The sequence below is a fragment of the Nitrosomonas sp. JL21 genome, assembly GCF_009833095.1.
Taxonomy (GTDB): Bacteria; Pseudomonadota; Gammaproteobacteria; order Burkholderiales; family Nitrosomonadaceae; genus Nitrosomonas.
The window spans coordinates 1-16112 of the sequence record NZ_QRCB01000040.1 but is presented as its reverse complement, the minus strand read 5'-3'; the positions used below and the strand labels follow the sequence as shown (position 1 = coordinate 16112).

General features: G+C 44.1%; 14 protein-coding genes and 1 tRNA gene. 9 read left to right on the top strand and 6 right to left on the bottom strand.

The window, feature by feature from the left end; translation table 11 throughout:
* Nucleotides 1-46: 46 nt before the first annotated feature.
* Nucleotides 47-796 carry a TerC family protein gene (locus ABF87_RS11895; RefSeq protein WP_160829339.1) on the top strand — a complete coding sequence of 250 codons (750 nt, stop codon included), beginning with the start codon at nucleotides 47-49 and terminating at the stop codon, nucleotides 794-796.
* 130 nt (nucleotides 797-926) lie between these two features.
* On the opposite strand, the gene egtB is transcribed toward ABF87_RS11895, so the two are convergent.
* Nucleotides 927-2219: an ergothioneine biosynthesis protein EgtB gene (gene egtB, locus ABF87_RS11890; protein WP_160829338.1), complete on the bottom strand. Its 1293-nt coding sequence runs from the start codon at nucleotides 2217-2219 to the stop codon at nucleotides 927-929.
* 773 nt (nucleotides 2220-2992) lie between these two features.
* Here egtB and ABF87_RS11885 point away from each other — a divergent pair.
* Nucleotides 2993-3469, top strand: a complete 477-nt coding sequence (locus ABF87_RS11885; protein WP_193568010.1) for a hypothetical protein — start codon at nucleotides 2993-2995, stop codon at nucleotides 3467-3469.
* An 88-nt stretch (nucleotides 3470-3557) separates the two neighbouring features.
* On the opposite strand, the gene ABF87_RS11880 is transcribed toward ABF87_RS11885, so the two are convergent.
* The 4 genes from ABF87_RS11880 to ABF87_RS11865 form a co-directional block, all read right to left on the bottom strand.
* Nucleotides 3558-4904: a porin gene (locus ABF87_RS11880; protein WP_160829337.1), complete on the bottom strand. Its 1347-nt coding sequence runs from the start codon at nucleotides 4902-4904 to the stop codon at nucleotides 3558-3560.
* 541 nt (nucleotides 4905-5445) lie between these two features.
* On the bottom strand, nucleotides 5446-6276 hold the full coding sequence (locus ABF87_RS11875) for a hypothetical protein (RefSeq protein WP_205012693.1): 831 nt from the start codon (nucleotides 6274-6276) through the stop codon (nucleotides 5446-5448).
* A gap of 128 nt (nucleotides 6277-6404) precedes the next feature.
* A complete protein-coding gene (locus tag ABF87_RS11870; RefSeq protein ID WP_240143661.1) occupies nucleotides 6405-7004 on the bottom strand; it encodes a sel1 repeat family protein in 600 nt (199 codons plus the stop codon).
* A gap of 275 nt (nucleotides 7005-7279) precedes the next feature.
* Nucleotides 7280-7639: a dihydroneopterin aldolase gene (locus ABF87_RS11865; protein WP_160829335.1), complete on the bottom strand. Its 360-nt coding sequence runs from the start codon at nucleotides 7637-7639 to the stop codon at nucleotides 7280-7282.
* Nucleotides 7640-7746: 107 nt separating this feature from the next.
* Between ABF87_RS11865 and plsY the strand changes: the two genes are divergently transcribed.
* On the top strand, nucleotides 7747-8364 hold the full coding sequence (gene plsY / locus ABF87_RS11860; RefSeq protein WP_160829334.1) for a glycerol-3-phosphate 1-O-acyltransferase PlsY: 618 nt from the start codon (nucleotides 7747-7749) through the stop codon (nucleotides 8362-8364).
* Here the strand turns inward: plsY and tsaD are convergent, their stop codons facing one another.
* A complete protein-coding gene (gene tsaD, locus ABF87_RS11855) occupies nucleotides 8365-9396 on the bottom strand; it encodes a tRNA (adenosine(37)-N6)-threonylcarbamoyltransferase complex transferase subunit TsaD (protein WP_160829333.1) in 1032 nt (343 codons plus the stop codon). It lies immediately after the preceding gene.
* Nucleotides 9397-9558: 162 nt separating this feature from the next.
* Here tsaD and rpsU point away from each other — a divergent pair, with 162 nt between their 5' ends.
* From rpsU to ABF87_RS11825, 6 genes are all read left to right on the top strand, one after another.
* On the top strand, nucleotides 9559-9771 hold the full coding sequence (rpsU, locus tag ABF87_RS11850; protein WP_013648785.1) for a 30S ribosomal protein S21: 213 nt from the start codon (nucleotides 9559-9561) through the stop codon (nucleotides 9769-9771).
* Nucleotides 9772-9822: 51 nt separating this feature from the next.
* Nucleotides 9823-10272 carry a GatB/YqeY domain-containing protein gene (locus ABF87_RS11845; protein WP_160829332.1) on the top strand — a complete coding sequence of 150 codons (450 nt, stop codon included), beginning with the start codon at nucleotides 9823-9825 and terminating at the stop codon, nucleotides 10270-10272.
* A 91-nt stretch (nucleotides 10273-10363) separates the two neighbouring features.
* Nucleotides 10364-12160 carry a DNA primase gene (dnaG, locus tag ABF87_RS11840; protein ID WP_160829331.1) on the top strand — a complete coding sequence of 599 codons (1797 nt, stop codon included), beginning with the start codon at nucleotides 10364-10366 and terminating at the stop codon, nucleotides 12158-12160.
* An 86-nt stretch (nucleotides 12161-12246) separates the two neighbouring features.
* Entirely contained in the window at nucleotides 12247-14445 is a 2199-nt protein-coding gene (gene rpoD / locus ABF87_RS11835; RefSeq protein WP_193568009.1) for an RNA polymerase sigma factor RpoD, read from the top strand.
* Nucleotides 14446-14462: 17 nt separating this feature from the next.
* Nucleotides 14463-14539: transfer RNA gene (locus ABF87_RS11830), tRNA-Ile, on the top strand.
* A 374-nt stretch (nucleotides 14540-14913) separates the two neighbouring features.
* Nucleotides 14914-15855: a hypothetical protein gene (locus tag ABF87_RS11825; RefSeq protein ID WP_160829330.1), complete on the top strand. Its 942-nt coding sequence runs from the start codon at nucleotides 14914-14916 to the stop codon at nucleotides 15853-15855.
* Nucleotides 15856-16112: the final 257 nt, after the last annotated feature.

Here is a 16112-nt window from a genome sequence, read left to right as displayed (position 1 = left end):
GATATCATTCAGGATCAGCAGAAGTGCAACATGAAAGGAAAATCAGATGTTTGAATGGATAGCGGATCCCCAGGCATGGATAGCCTTGGTTACTTTAACGGCTTTGGAGATCGTTCTCGGGATCGATAATATCATTTTCATTACCATCCTGGTTGAACGGATTCCGGAGAATCAACGCGCATTTGCCCGGAATGTGGGACTCAGCCTTGCGATGCTTACCCGATTGGCATTGTTATTTTCGATCTCATGGATCATGGGGCTGACTAAGCCGTGGTTTGCCGTGCTGACCTATGAAATTTCAGGCCGCGATATCATTTTGATTGGGGGCGGACTGTTCCTGATAGCCAAAGCGACGCGCGAAGTTCACAGCAGCTTGGAAGGGGTCGATGAGCAGGGAACTACCTCGTCGACAGCGGCAATAAGCATGAGCGTGATATTGCTACAGATTGCTGTGTTGGATATCATTTTTTCGCTTGATTCGGTAATTACTGCGGTAGGTTTGGTCGATCAGATCTCTTTGATGGCGATTGCGATTGTTCTGGCCGTGAGTGTGATGCTGATATCAGCCAAGGCTATTGGGGATTTTGTCAGTGACCATCCTACGATCAAGATACTGGCGCTGTCGTTCCTCATTCTCGTGGGTGTTACGCTGATGCTGGAAGGGTTCGATGTGCATGTTCCAAAAGGGTATATTTATTTTGCGATGGCCTTTTCAGTGACGGTTGAGATGCTGAATCTTCGCATGCGGAAAAGACGAGCGGCGCCAGTCAAGCTTTATAAGCGAATTTCGGAATGAGCGATAGGGCATGACGCTGCTCTTTTTCATGCGCGCTGTTCATCAATATCGGACAGTAGGGTTTATCTGGGATGTCGTAGCCACTGAATTAATAAAATTGTCTCGGAAAAATTCAAGGCGTGACAGATTATCAAATTCGATCGCGTGCTAAACGGATTCCCGAGAATTGCCAGCGGGTTTTTGCAGGGAAGAAATTTCGTAAGCTTACCCGAGCCCGTTTTGCCGGGGTTATGCATGAGCTGCCGCGTAAAACATATTGATTGACCATGGATTCACTATTGTATTCACCCACAGCGATATCCCAAATGGTGGATGTGGGCTTGTTCTTGCCAGGCTTTTTAGGGTTGTAACCTGGATAGGGGGAATAGCTTGATTGAGTCCATTGCCACACGCTACCGAAGAGTTCGCGAATTTTGACTGTTTCATCGGGAATTGTCCGATGAGGGTGAAAAAAATTGCTGTCTTCCAGACTTTCGGGGCGCGTTTGCTGGCAAGCCGCATTTTCCCACTCTGCTTCGGTGGGAAGGCGAGCATCGCTCCATTGTGCAAAAGCGCTCGCTTCATATAATGAAATATGCATGACCGGTAGATCTGGATCGAGAGGAACAAGTCCATGCAGTGTGTATTCCTTCCATTCGTTATTTTCCTGGCGCCAGTAGAGCGGGCAACGAGTGTCTGTTGACTTCATCCATTCCCAGCCTTCTGAGAACCAGTAACAGGGATTTTCATAGCCCTCGGCGTTCAGAAATTCCATGTATTCTCGATTGGTAACCAAGCGCGATGCCAGCTGATATGGGTAGAGGTAATGCTTGTGGCGCGGTGATTCATTGTCGTAGGCGAAGCCCTTGCCTTCAAAACCAATTTCGATGACTCCACCCGAAAAGTCTTGCCACTCTAGCGGGGAAGCTTTGTCCGAATTCTTTGAAGTCGGGAGGGAGAAGGAGCGATATGCTGGGTTCATAGGATTCTGCGCTAGCAAATGCTTAAGGTCAGAAAGCATAAGTTCTTGATGCTGGAGTTCATGGTGGATACCGAGAATGATCATTTGCAATAATTCGTTATCTTCGTTCCAATTGTTCAGCAATTGGGTCATGCGTTCATTGACGGTCTGGCAGTATTCCCGAGTGACCTTCAGGGACGGGCGAGTGTAGAACCCACGCTTGGGATCGGGATGGGGTACGTTCGACGCGTTATATGAACTGAACATCGTAAGAAAGTCAGGATGAAAAGGCTTGAATGGTTTCTCATGATATTGAAGAACAAACATTTCAAAAAACCATGCCACATGTCCCAGATGCCATTTGATGGGACTGGATTCCGGCATGGTCTGCACGCAACAATCTTCTTCCACCAATGGATCAATCAGTGTCAGAGTGCGCTTTCGAGCCGCAAGATATTCATTAAGTAAAAATTCGCATTGCATAGAGTTCAGTGAGACTACGAGGCGATTAGTCCTTGTTCAAGCATAGCGCTATTTTTTGCTAAAAGGCTCTGCTGAAAGAATAGAGGTTTTATGATTGAGCCTTATCTTACAAAAAATTCTTTCTGCAGATCAATATTCGTTCGGCAAATGAGCAGCTAGCTTGTTAGCCAGATTGTCGTTAGTTTGAATTTCAGTGATTGGATCAGTATCGAAAATGATTGGTTGCATTAATTTCAGATGAGACCGTTCGTAGCGTAGTGTTGCGGCTCAATTTGCTGACTGACTCTACGCCTTATTGAATTGCCGAAAGGGGTTTTCTTGACGCTCGGATAATTTAACAACGTCATTATATTTTGGTTCGGAGTCTATATATAGCTGACAGCTTTTATCCATATTCGGCTACTTATGTCTAGAGTGAATCCGATGTTGGAAAAAATGCATCAGGAACTATTCCTGAGTAAAAAAGTCGGATATTTTGTTGGAATTAGTTTTTGTTTGTGATAGACTACTTTTAGGTAAAGAAAAGTCTTATATTTCTTGACCTTATGTTCAAAAGGGTTAATGAATACCATTAGGCGAATTTGATGGTTTTCATTAGTGAATAACAATGTTTCTTCCAATTTACATTAAATATATAGGGAATTAAGATGGAGATACCTTTTGTTTTTTTGATAAACCTTCGACCGAGGAGCTTACCATGAAGTTAATTGTGAAAAACTTATCAGCCTGCATTAAAGCTTTTCCAACTTACACTGAACCATGGAGGAATTGAAATGACACTATTTATTTATGACTGGAGAGTGCCCATAAAACAAGCACTAAAATTAACATCTAGTTTAGTAGCGCTAACCCTGCTAGTCTCTTGCGCTCAGATGAGTCCATCAGTGTCTGCACCAACAGGGATTGCGGGAAATGACCATAATGCCTTAGTAAAATATTACGAAGGTGTCGCCAAAGATGCAAAATTAAGGTTGCAAGAAAATAAGAAAGTACTTCAGGAATATGAAGCACATCCTTATTACTTTGGTAGACAAGGTCTGGAAGTTAGATCGCATGCTGCTGCAAATATTCGGGCATACGAGAAAACTTTGAAAGAAAGTCAGGTTTTTGCTGATTTCCATAGAAAAATGGCAAATGAGCAAGTCGGACAAAAAAGTAATGAAACTAAGACAGTAGAAGTAAATCAAGATCGTGACTTTGCATCGGAAACCTCAGAGTACTCAGAGTATTCTGGAAGCAAAGGTCTTTGAGAAAGTGACGAACAACCACCGATCCATTCGGTGGTTGGTCTTTCAGCCAGCAATCTCCTCCGCAACATATCAACTAGTTCATCTACTCTCAGAACGGGAGTAAAAAATCCAAAGAAAATAAAATCTGATCTTTATTGCCCGCAAATGGTCGATAAGCAGAAGTGCGATAAGCATCAACCCGGTCATATCGAATATTAGGTCGGATACTTAATTTTTTTATCGAATCCCATCGTAGTTTTAACGTCTTAGCTATTTTCCAGTTAATCCCTATCGTTGCAGAATAATAATCTGCCGGGGTTATTGTCACACTACTTAGATTGCCCGCATAGCTCACCGGTGTGCCATTGACAATATTGGTGGCTGCTGCGACCCGGAAAGGTGAGGGATTACGAAAACCATCTCGATCGCGAAACCATTCTGCGCGGGCTCCTATCGATACATTTTCTGTGAGGTCATAGTATAGATGTGTGACAACACCCATCCACTGTGCATCTTTGACTACATTGGTGTATTTCAAATTATTCAGTAAAACGCCATCTGCGAAGCCGTGAACATGATGGAGAACTAGTAGGGTTTTAGGATTAATTTTATGTTGCAATACGATGTTGTACATTCCCCAGGATGTGCTGCTTCGGGTAGAGGTTTCTGCATAGGTGCCAGTTATATTGAGGGAAGTTGCAAGGTTATCGCTAGTCCAGGTTATACCTGCGATTCCTCCCCAATTACCCCACTGTTTATCCCAACCGCCATCCCATCCGCCTGTGGCGCTGCCCGTAACTGCGCTTCCCATGACTGACCAATTACCATTGATCGCATAATTGGCTTGTATCCCGGTATGGGTAAAAGGTTCTCCTGCATTGAAGGAATAGGAGCGCGTATAGAAAAAGTTATCAGGGGCTGGTACTGTTTCAAAGCCTGTAGGAGAATAAAACCGTCCGATTTTAAGATTAAGGCCATTTCTGCCAATGGGCACGTGAGCTTCCAGGTAAGTTTGCGGAAGCGCGATTCCATATGTTTTTGTCGAAGCGCAGCATAAGTCGAGATCCCAATTGCTTCTTTTGAGGGGGGAACCTGAATTGACGTCATATGTAGGCACCCCAAAAGCCTGCGTGTAAATCGCATCAGTTCCAAATAGAAAACCGATCCGACCGCCGAAATCCCAGCGATTTGTCTCCGAAATCACGGGGCGTTGAAGAAAGATGTTCAACTGGTTCAATTGAAATCGATTGGCCTGATCGGCGAATGCGACCGGGCCATTGAATCCATTGCTTTGACTTGGGTTAAAGGTAGCGCCGCCATTGATCCAGCCTCCTAGTTCAATTCGATTATCCTGGGCAAATTTTTTTAAATTGCTAGCGTGAAGGTGAGTCGATGTAACTGTGACAAGAATCGCTTTGCTTATTACAACTAATAAAAACCATCGTGAGTGTTTCATCGTTGAGTGTTGAAGGATATATAGATTAATTATGAGTTGGGAAATTTTCCACAGTACATAAATTATAAAGATAATTGCAGTCAAGTAAGGAACATGGGATGCTCTTCATCCTTAACAGCCGTATAGTATTCAGGATTTGGTAATAATTCACAAGATCAGATTGTTGGGATGTACTTCCAGAATGGTTTAAAGCGGACATCGTTCTGCGAAGACAAACCTCAGCGAGAAATAAAATGCTATCTTATGAGTCTATAGAGGATTCAGTATTCAATATTCAGGCATTGAGGACGCATACGAAGAAACTTGAGCAAGAACGATTGAGGTTGATAGAGCAGTATAAGTGGGTACTAAAATGAGTAACATTAGACTTGGTTTGACCCAGATCTTCGACGGTATTGAGATCATCGCTAATACCTTGCAATTCTTAAAGAGATGACTGACAAACGGTTCCTGAGAGAACACTGATGCATCCTTGCAGTGCAAGGATGCATTTATATTGCAGTTGATTTGTTAAAAAATATTTGGAATTACTGCTGGTCAATCAATTGACCTTGAGTGCGCCACCTCGTCCCAGGCCGCCTTCGACATCCTGGGCTTCATAATTTTTGAGGGCGCGCACCATGCCGTTATAGGCATCTATGAAGGCAGCGACTGTGGCTTTTCCTGCGGGGGTTTGGGAAAATCCTTGCAAGGATCCACCGGCCCGGCTTCCAAAGGCATTCATCGCAGCACCAAAATTTGTGGCCGTTGAGCTGCCTTCGGACGCAGAGATTTGAACTGCTGAGCGGATATCAAATAATGTCAATGTAACGACGGATACTTTGCTTTCCATGGATCCCGACAAAGCGCCACCAACGGCAGGATGCACGAATCCTCCCACTATTCCACCCAATGCGGCGCCCATTTGCCCAGTCGATGCATTGTTGATGATGATGCTGGGCTCCAAATAGTAATCAGCGGCTACGCGTTGCCCTTTCTGTTGTTTTGACCCGGTACGATATTCGCCCGAATTGCGCTGGATATCCGTGACACGTGAAAGGCGGCTATCGGTACGCAAATTACCGATCGAGGTGATGACAAAACAGTTCGACTGCTGAACGGCTAGGCGGATCAAGGGTTCTATCGTGGTGATGTGCGTATCGCTGCCAAACCGGCCGTACCAGTCAGCAGCTCTGCCGTCGTCAACGGCTAAAGTTCCTAAGGTTTTCTCACACCGCTCCAGTGATTGGTTTGCGCCAACACTGGTACCTCCACCTGCAGCGCCGGAAACACCCGTATCATAGGTGCCCGGGGTGACTGTTGCACATCCGGTTAATGCGATCAGGCTAGCAGCTACGGCAACGCTGCATTTTGAATTCATTTTGGCTGTCATTTACTATTTTTCTCCCTAAAAATTAAGTGATAACGACGTTGAAAACATAATATTAATAATTCCTCAAGAAGAGTGCCAACGATGCACTAATCTTGAAATCTTCTCAAAGAGGTAAATCTTCGAATGATTCATGGGAGAACAGCGGGATAAGGAGTGTCTGATGGAAGAGGCTGCACAGGAATCCATCGATTACGGCCCCAATACCAGTTGTATGAATAATTGCGATACCAGCCATTGTAAAAATTGGGGCGCCAGCGATTTTCCCATTGATGCCGTGCTTGCGCTGATTTACGGGCTTTGGTGGCTTCTTTCAATAAAATGGCGGCTTCTTTGTCGCCTCTATTTATTGTAATTGATAGCCATCTTTCTGCCTCACCTGGATCTGCGCCCATCTCGCTGAGACCGGTCAAATACAGCCTTCCCAAAGCCATTTGCGCTTTCAGGTGGCCACGTTCTGCGGCGTCGCGCATCCATGTGATGGCTTGGTAACTGTCTTGGCGAATCCCGTCACCTCTGAAGAAGCGCAAGGCGAGGTCATAAGCAGCGCTTGAATCTTGCGCAGCTAGTGTTCGCAGTGCCTCGATTTGTGGATTTTTCTCAGCGGTAACGATTGTTGGTGAATCAGGCGCAGTATATCCTTTAGGCCGATCAACGCAGCCTCCGGAGTTGCAAATTTGAACGATTTCGATTGCAGATTGATGGGTTGTGCACGCCATTATCAAGGCCAATGAACTCCATGCACATGATTTTATTATGGTTGACGGCATTTTGCGCATAACCGCCGCTCTATATTGAATAGCAGTAATACTGTGTCGAGTGAGCGCAGAAAGTGTGGAGTTCAAGATAGCTTGGCTATTCACTTAGTCAGGATTTTTACGAAATCGGCAACGATTCAACATTGCAAAAATTTCCCCGCATGATAAATAAACCCCATTATTCTTTCAATAGGCTAATCAATTATTTATACAAAATATTTGCGATGACCAATACTGAATCCTGCCAATTAACCTGCACTTGCTGTTCGTTCGATACACACCCCCAGTTTTTTTACGCCACGAATGATTCCGAGCTTAGCAACGCTGACTTTAACCCACGGTGATCGGAATTCAGTCAGAATGACCTGGGCGAGATGTTCCGCAAGCGCTTCTAATAGAGAAAAATGCTTCTCTTTCAAAATCTTGTTAATTCTTTCAACAACTAATGCATAATCGAGCGCATCGTGAATGTCGTCTGATCGGCATGCGCGGCTGGTGGGCAGTGCAATTTCCAGATCGATCTGAATCGTTTGCGGAACGATGCACTCCCACGGGTAAATCCCGATTAAAGTTTTTGCCCGGAAGTCGTGTAGAAAAATAATATCCATTTGTGATTAAACGCTAAAATGACAGGGCTTGGAAGTTGATAAATGAAAAGGATAGTAGTGGTGCGAAATAGTCGGGATTCTATTCCATTTTGTCGAGGTGATGCTAATTGACGATCGTAGTGTGTGTTCTGCTGGCTTATTTATTGGGCTCCGTTTCTTTTGCGGTAGTTTCAAGCTGGATTTTTAAATTGCCTGATCCGCGAACGTATGGTTCTGGAAATCCCGGTGCAACGAACGTGCTGCGCAGCGGTAAGAAAATCGCGGCTGTTTTGACATTACTAGGGGATGCCGGCAAGGGCTGGCTTGCGGTGGCGCTGGCACAATATTATGCACCCCTATTGGGTTTTGGTGATGAAGGCATTGCCATCGTTGCGCTGGCTGTGTTTTTAGGACATGTTTTTCCGATATTTTTACGTTTCCAAGGCGGTAAAGGTGTTGCAACGGCTGTGGGTGTGCTACTCGGGTTGAATGTATGGATCGGTTTGATGGCAATTGCAACCTGGCTCATCGTTGCGCTGATATGGCGTATTTCTTCCTTGTCTGCACTGGTTGCGGCGATATTGGCGCCGATTTACACAGTGGCTATCGTAGGTGCTGGAGAAAGCGCAGGCGTGGTTTTGTTAATGTCGTTGGTGTTGATTTGGCGTCATCAATCTAACATTATGAACTTATGGGCCGGTAAAGAAGGGGTGATCGGTGAAAAAAAATCTTCTTCTGATTCTTAATTAATCATCTGATTGTTCGATTCTTTCCAAATCCCAACGAGCTTTGACGGTGAAACTCCGGGCGGGTTGCCAGTTCTGGTGAAGGGTGGTCTGCAATCGCATGGCGCCAGCAAAGGCAATCATGGCGCCATTGTCGGTGCAAAATTCAAGCTCAGGATAGAAAACGGTTGCGTTCTGGTTAGCTGCTCTGTGGTTAAGAGTGTTGCGCAGTTCTGTATTGGCGCCAACTCCTCCGGCAACGACCAGTTGTTTGAGTCCCGTTTGTGCCAATGCGGCCAATGATTTTTCTGTTAACACATCCACTACCGCTTGCTGAAAAGCGCAGGCAATATCGGCGCGAATTTGTTCAGTGATGTCTTGTTTATTGATGAGCGTTAGCGCCGCAGTTTTGAGACCGCTAAAACTGAAATTGAGATTTCCGCTATTGAGCATCGGGCGCGGAAAATTGAAGTGTCCGGGTCGGCCTTGTTGGGCAAGTTTTGCTAAAGCCGCACCACCGGGATAATCGATTCCTAATAATTTTGCTGTCTTATCAAAAGCTTCTCCGGCTGCATCATCCACCGTTTCGCCCAACAAATGATAGTCACCCACGGCATTCACCCGCATCAATTGCGTATGCCCCCCGGATACGAGTAAGGCGACAAATGGGAATGCCGGCGCTGGCCTGGATAATAGCGGCGATAGTAAATGACCTTCCAGATGATGAATGCCCAGTGCCGGAATATTGAGTGCAAAACTGAGTCCCGCGCCAATACTGGCGCCTACTAACAGAGCGCCCGCGAGCCCTGGCCCTTGAGTATAGGCTATGGCGTTGAGTTGATGCAGATGACAATCTGCCGAATGCAAGGCTTGCTTTATCAGCGGCAGAACGCGCCGGATATGATCGCGCGAAGCCAGCTCAGGCACTACACCACCGTATTCGCTATGTAGGAGTATTTGGGAGTGGAGCGCATGGCTGAGTAAGCCTCGCTCTGTGTCAAAGATTGCGATTCCGGTTTCGTCGCAAGAGGTTTCGATACCTAAGACAAGCATGAATATGGGAAGAAAAGACTTAGAGTTTTATTCTTTTGATAATAAATCTCTTGGTGTTATAATCCAAAACTTTTGTTGCGTCGGATGATTTAACGGGATTCTGCTGCAAAGAAATTTGACTTTTTCACATTATATCTCACTAACCGAGGGTTTTGCTTATTTATGACCACTATTAAAGTTAAGGAAAATGAACCATTTGAAGTCGCTATGAGACGCTTCAAACGATCGATAGAAAAAACCGGAATATTGACTGAGCTTCGTGCTCGCGAATTTTATGAAAAACCGACTGCTGAGCGGAAACGGAAGCTTGCCGCGGCAGTTAAGCGCAACTACAAACGATTGCGCAGTCAATTATTGCCGCCTAAACTTTATTAGAGTCGTGGATGAGTATCAGCATTATTACTTGCTTAGTCGGAAATCATCGTTATGAGTCTGAAACAGCAAATTACTGATGACATGAAAGCAGCTATGCGCTCGGGTAATGTCAAGGAGCGGGATACCATCCGGTTATTACAAGCGGCCATTAAGCAGCGTGAAGTGGATGAGCGCATCGTACTCGACGATGCGGCGGTAATCGCGGTGATTGAGAAAATGCTTAAGCAGCGCAGAGACTCTATTGCACAGTATGAAGCCGCACAGAGAATGGATCTGGCTGAAAAGGAAAAAGACGAAATTCTGATTCTGAGCGGTTATATGCCCCAAGCATTGAGTGATTCTGAAATAGAAGCTTTGATCGGTGAGGCAGTCTTCGCATCATCAGCAAAGAGTATGCAGGATATGGGCAAAGTGATGGCATTACTGAAACCTAAATTGGCTGGTCGCGCTGATATGGGCAGAGTATCGGCGCTCATTAAAGCAAAACTGTCGAACGGATAAACAATGTTCTACCTTGGTGTTCGCGACACCAAGATCCTCCGGTCGTTGAATTTCTTCAATTGTTTGCTGAGCGTTTTGGGTATTACAATCGATGATTCCTCAGCCCTTTATTCATGATTTGCTCGATCGTGTGGATATCGTCGATGCGATTGACCGACATGTCCCTCTCAAGAAAGCAGGCGCTAACTTTGTCGCGTGCTGTCCATTTCATAATGAAAAAACCCCTTCATTCACGGTAAGCCAGACCAAACAATTTTTCCATTGTTTTGGATGTGGAGCGCATGGTAACGCAATCACTTTCCTGATTAACTACAGCGGCTTGAGTTTTGTTGAAGCAGTGCATGAGCTAGCAGTTTCCGTGGGAATGCAGGTACCTGCGCAACCCGGTGCGGTTACTTCAAACCAAGCCATTTCTGAAGGTGTTGCTGTATCAAAAGATACTGAGGATCACGCGCATTCCGAGATCTCTAAACAAGTATTGGTTTCAGCGCTGAAAACTGCTACTCAGTATTATCGGGAACAGCTTAAGACTTGCGAGAAGGCTATCGACTATCTCAAGCAGCGCGGATTATCCGGAAAAACCGCGGCTCATTTTGGGTTGGGTTATGCACCGACTGGATGGCGCAATCTGGAAGTTGTTTTTCCTGACTATCAATCGGCAAATACTCGAGATGTACTGGTAAAAGCAGGATTGATAGTGAGTTCTGAGGATGGCAAACAATATGATCGATTCAGAAATCGCGTCATGTTCCCAATACTAGGTCCGAAAGGTCAAATTATCGGCTTTGGGGGAAGAGTCTTGGAGCAAGGGGAGCCGAAATATCTGAATTCTCCAGAGACTGTGTTGTTTGATAAGAGTCATGAATTGTATAACTTTTTTTCGGCTCGCCGCGCTATTCGTGAAGCAAATTGTGTGGTAGTGGTGGAAGGTTATATGGATGTGATTGCGCTCTGGCAACATGGAGTCGACTATGTTGTGGCTACTTTGGGCACAGCCACGACAACTCTCCATATTCAGAAACTTTTACGCCAGACTGATCATGTCGTTTTTTGTTTTGATGGTGACAAAGCAGGTAGAAAAGCTGCCTGGCGAGCACTTGAGAATAGCTTGACACTCATTTCGGATGGCAAGTATCTGAGCTTTTTGTTTTTGCCTGAAGGCGACGACCCTGATAGTTACATACGTCAGCATGGGAAAGCATCTTTTGAGCGTCAACTTTCGCACGCGATGCCACTCTCAGAGTTCCTGTTCAAAGAATTATGTGTAGGAGTAAATCTGCAGACTGATGAAGGACGGGCAAAATTGATCAATGATGCAAAGCCATTGCTGCAGCAAGTAAAAGCATCGGCTCTCTCATTCTTACTGCTTAATCGTTTAGCGGAATTGAGCGGGATGAGTCGGAATGAACTTGAAGAGGTATTGCGGATAAAGCGGACTGCAAAATCACAAGCAGTGAAAAATACTTCTAGAAAACAACCGGCTTCACCGTATCGCTGGATTATTCTGGCCTTATTGCATGATCCTGCGTATATCGTAAAACTGGATCGAAATTTACTTGTCTCATCGGACGGGAAGAATTCTGAAGTTGTTGCGCTTAAAACGCTGATTGAATTTCTCGAAGAGCATCCACAGTTGCTCGAAAATAAATCTTCGTCTTCGCTATTGACATATTTTCATGGCAATCCAAATATTGCATTATTAGAAAATATCGAAAGTGAAATTCTCGAATGGAGTGATGTCATTGATATTGAATCAGAATTCATGGGGGCTCAAGAAAGATTACAGCAAATACAGCGCAAGAATAGAATGACTGAATTGCATAACAAGCCTCTCAGCGAATTAAGTGAAGAGGAGAAACAAGAATTGCAACGATTGGCTATGTTATGAAATGAGTTCCGGGTGTCAGTAATATCGAATTTTGATATACTCTGACGTTTAAGCTTTTAATTTATCCAAATTTGTTGGAATCAAATATGTCAAAAATAAAAGCGGTCAAATCCAAAGATAGTGAAGTTACTGATAAAGAAAAAATAACGGCAAAGAAAATAAAAGATACCCATAAAGAAATGGTAGAGAAAGAAGAGTCGAATCCATTAATGGTCAAAACTGAAAAGAAAATCAAAAACTCGATCAGCGAAAGTATTGATGAGGTAGTGCAAGCGGCAGTTGCTCTGGACGATGCTGAGAATGGTGCTAGCAAGAAAAATAGGGGGAGAGCATCCAAGAAAACCAAAAATGGGTCTGGGGACTCATTCGATGAATTAGAACCTATTTCTGTTTCTTCAAATAGTAATGCCTTGCCGCAAGACATCGAAGCTCGCCGCATGCGTTTGAAAATACTCATTGGACTGGGTAAGGAACGTGGTTACCTGACCTATGCCGAAATCAACGATCACTTGCCCGACGACATGCTGGATGCAGAGCAGATTGAAGGCATCATCAGCATGATCAACGATATGGGTATCTCAGTGCATGATGAAGCGCCCGATGCTGAAACCTTATTAATGTCGGATGCGGCTACGACCGTTGCGGATGAAGATGTGGCGGAAGAGGCAGAAGCGGCACTTTCCACGGTTGACTCTGAATTTGGTCGGACTACGGATCCTGTTCGCATGTATATGCGAGAAATGGGATCTGTCGGTTTATTGACCCGCGAAAGTGAAATCGAGATTGCCAAACGTATCGAAGGTGGTCTGCGTCATATGATTCAGGCGATTTCAGCATGCCCTCCCATTATTGCGAGCATCGTCGATCTGGCCACTGACATTGAGAAAGATAATCTTCGTATCGATGAAGTAGTCGACGGACTGCTTGATGCTAACGCCCAGGACATCATGAACGAAGAATTCTCTGAAGAATCGCTTGAGCAGGAATTGGAAGCCGGTGATCTGGATGAAGAAGATGAAGATGAAGACGGTGACAGTGCTGCGGCAGCTGCCAGTGCCAATTTATTGAAGTTGAAAGCTGACGCATTGGAACGTTTCAACGTGATCCGTGCAGTGTATGTTGATATGCAGACCTTGCTGGAGAAGGAAGGGCCTTATCATCCAGGCTATATCGAATTACAAGATAAAATTTCATCTGAACTGATGGCGATCCGTTTCTCGGCAAAAATGGTGGAACGGCTGTGTGATACGCAACGCTCGCTCGTGAACGATGTCCGCAACTACGAGCGTAAGATCATGGATCTGTGTGTGTCGAAAGCAAAAATGCCGCGAAATCATTTCATCAAGACTTTTCCGGGCAATGAAACCAATCTCGAATGGGTCGTCGAGGAAATTGCAACTGGAAAATCCTATAGTCAAGTACTTGATCATTTCAAGCCAGCGATCATGGAAGAGCAGCAGAATTTATTGGCGCTCAGAGACAGGATTGGTATTCCTATCAAGGATCTGAAAGAAATCAATCGCAAAATGTCGACGGGCGAAGCAAAAGCACGTAGAGCCAAGCGAGAGATGACCGAGGCAAATTTGCGTCTAGTCATTTCGATTGCCAAGAAATATACCAATCGCGGATTGCAGTTTCTTGATCTGATTCAAGAAGGAAATATCGGTCTGATGAAAGCTGTCGATAAGTTCGAGTATCGGCGAGGCTACAAATTCTCAACCTATGCTACCTGGTGGATACGTCAGGCAATCACACGTTCGATTGCCGATCAAGCGCGGACCATTCGTATTCCAGTGCATATGATTGAGACGATTAATAAAATGAATCGCATTTCACGCCAGATTCTGCAAGAAACCGGGCAGGAGCCCGAGCCCGCAGTTTTGGCGCAAAAAATGGAAATGCCGGAAGAAAAGATTCGCAAGATTCTGAAAATTTCTAAAGAACCGATTTCCATGGAAACGCCCATCGGTGACGATGAGGATTCGCATTTAGGTGATTTTATCGAAGATGCTGCAACAATGGCGCCAGCAGATGCGGCGGTTTATGCGAGTCTCAGAGGTGTCACCAAGGATATTCTGGATTCGCTAACTCCTCGTGAAGCTAAAGTGTTGCGTATGCGTTTTGGGATCGAAATGAATACAGACCATACACTTGAAGAAGTGGGTAAACAGTTCGACGTGACGCGTGAGCGCATTCGGCAAATTGAAGCCAAGGCTCTGAGGAAATTGCGTCACCCCGCTCGCTCCGAGCGATTGCGTAGTTTCTTGGATACCGGAAATAACTAGAATAGATTAAAACTCCAGGGTCTGTAGCTCAGTTGGTTAGAGCAGGGGACTCATAATCCCTTGGTCGTAGGTTCAAGTCCTACCAGACCCACCAATAAATTAAGCACTTAGAGATGAATAATCCTAGGTGCTTTTTCTTGTCTGCTGGATGTAGGCATGGTGTAGGAAAATTATATAAATGTAGCTTCATAATGTATTCTTCGAGTTTCTGCCCAACAACAAAAGTTGGTACTGATTTTTTTTGGTCAATTATCACAATGGATCTTCCTGTGGTGCCCAACATTTCTAGGATTAGCGCGGGTTTTATGTCAATAATGGCAGCGCCCTTTCATTCCCATTAACTACACTGTCGATATGTAAGGTAACCATTACCGAATTATTTGGGACTTCTAAGAGGTGTTACTTATAATTTAGTTGGTTTTTGATAACTGAAGTAATTATTTAAGAATTAATATTCCACAATCTTATATGAGAATTCAATCGTTAATCTCTTATACTTTTTTTTGTTTAATCTTAACTATAAAAATAGATGCATTTGCGATTCAAATATTTGAAATGCAGAATGACGGTTGTTATCCGGTCTATCGGATTGAGAGTGACATAACCCAAGGAGATTCTATAATTTTTGCTAACGCCATTCATGTAATAAAAGATCAATATCATCGTTTATGCAATGAAAAAAATAACAGAAATAAAATAATTTTTCAGTTAAATAGTATTGGAGGTGATGTTGAAGAAGCAATTAAGATTGGGAGAATTCTAAGAAAAAATGAAATTCTTACTGTAACTGTACCACCAGATGGCGAATGCTTAAGTTCCTGTGTATTTATTTTAAGCGCTGGCATAAGGCGCACAGTATGGGGGAAAGTTGGTATTCACAGGCCATATTTTCCATCGCTCTCAACAGATGAAAACATTCTAAACATCAAACACAAGCGTGAATCTATTCTTACTTCCATAAAGCAATATCTCGAAGAAATGGATGTGAATCCAAGTCTCGTCGATACAATGCTATCGATCCCACCGGATGAGCTAAAAATTCTGACTCCAGATGAATTATCTTATTATCGATTAACTGGTCTTGATGCAAATTATGAGGAAAAATTCATTGCTCAAGCAGCTTCGTCATATGGTCTTACTTCATATGAATACCGCAAACGATCTGCTGCTGTGGAGGAGTATTGTATTCTCTACGCGAGACCAGATCAAACAGCAAGATTTACATTATGCAGGGAAGCAATTTTACTGGACATTTTTGAAGATAGGAAAAATGCGAGACTACAGTTTTATTCTGATAAGATAATTAAGGATAAAGAGAAGGTATATCAAACTCAGTGTGCTGACGAATTGCCTGCTAACGAAAAAAAAGAATGCTTTACTAGTGTTTTGAATTTTAAAATGAAGAAGTGAATTAATAAGTAACCCGGCATGAAATGGATTTGCATCAAACGATAAGTATTACGAGAGAATTGTTAACTAAGCTGATGATAAGTAATTGAGCGTAGGAGTTCTGGTGGGCTTAAACTTAATATGTAGTAATTCAGACAGCCTGTTGAAAAACCCCTAATACTACGTCGAGTTAATAATAAAAAGGAGCTTCACTATCGACCACCGGTAAAGATCAATGCAAGGCAAGCAAACGCACCAACAGGAATTATTCTCGACGA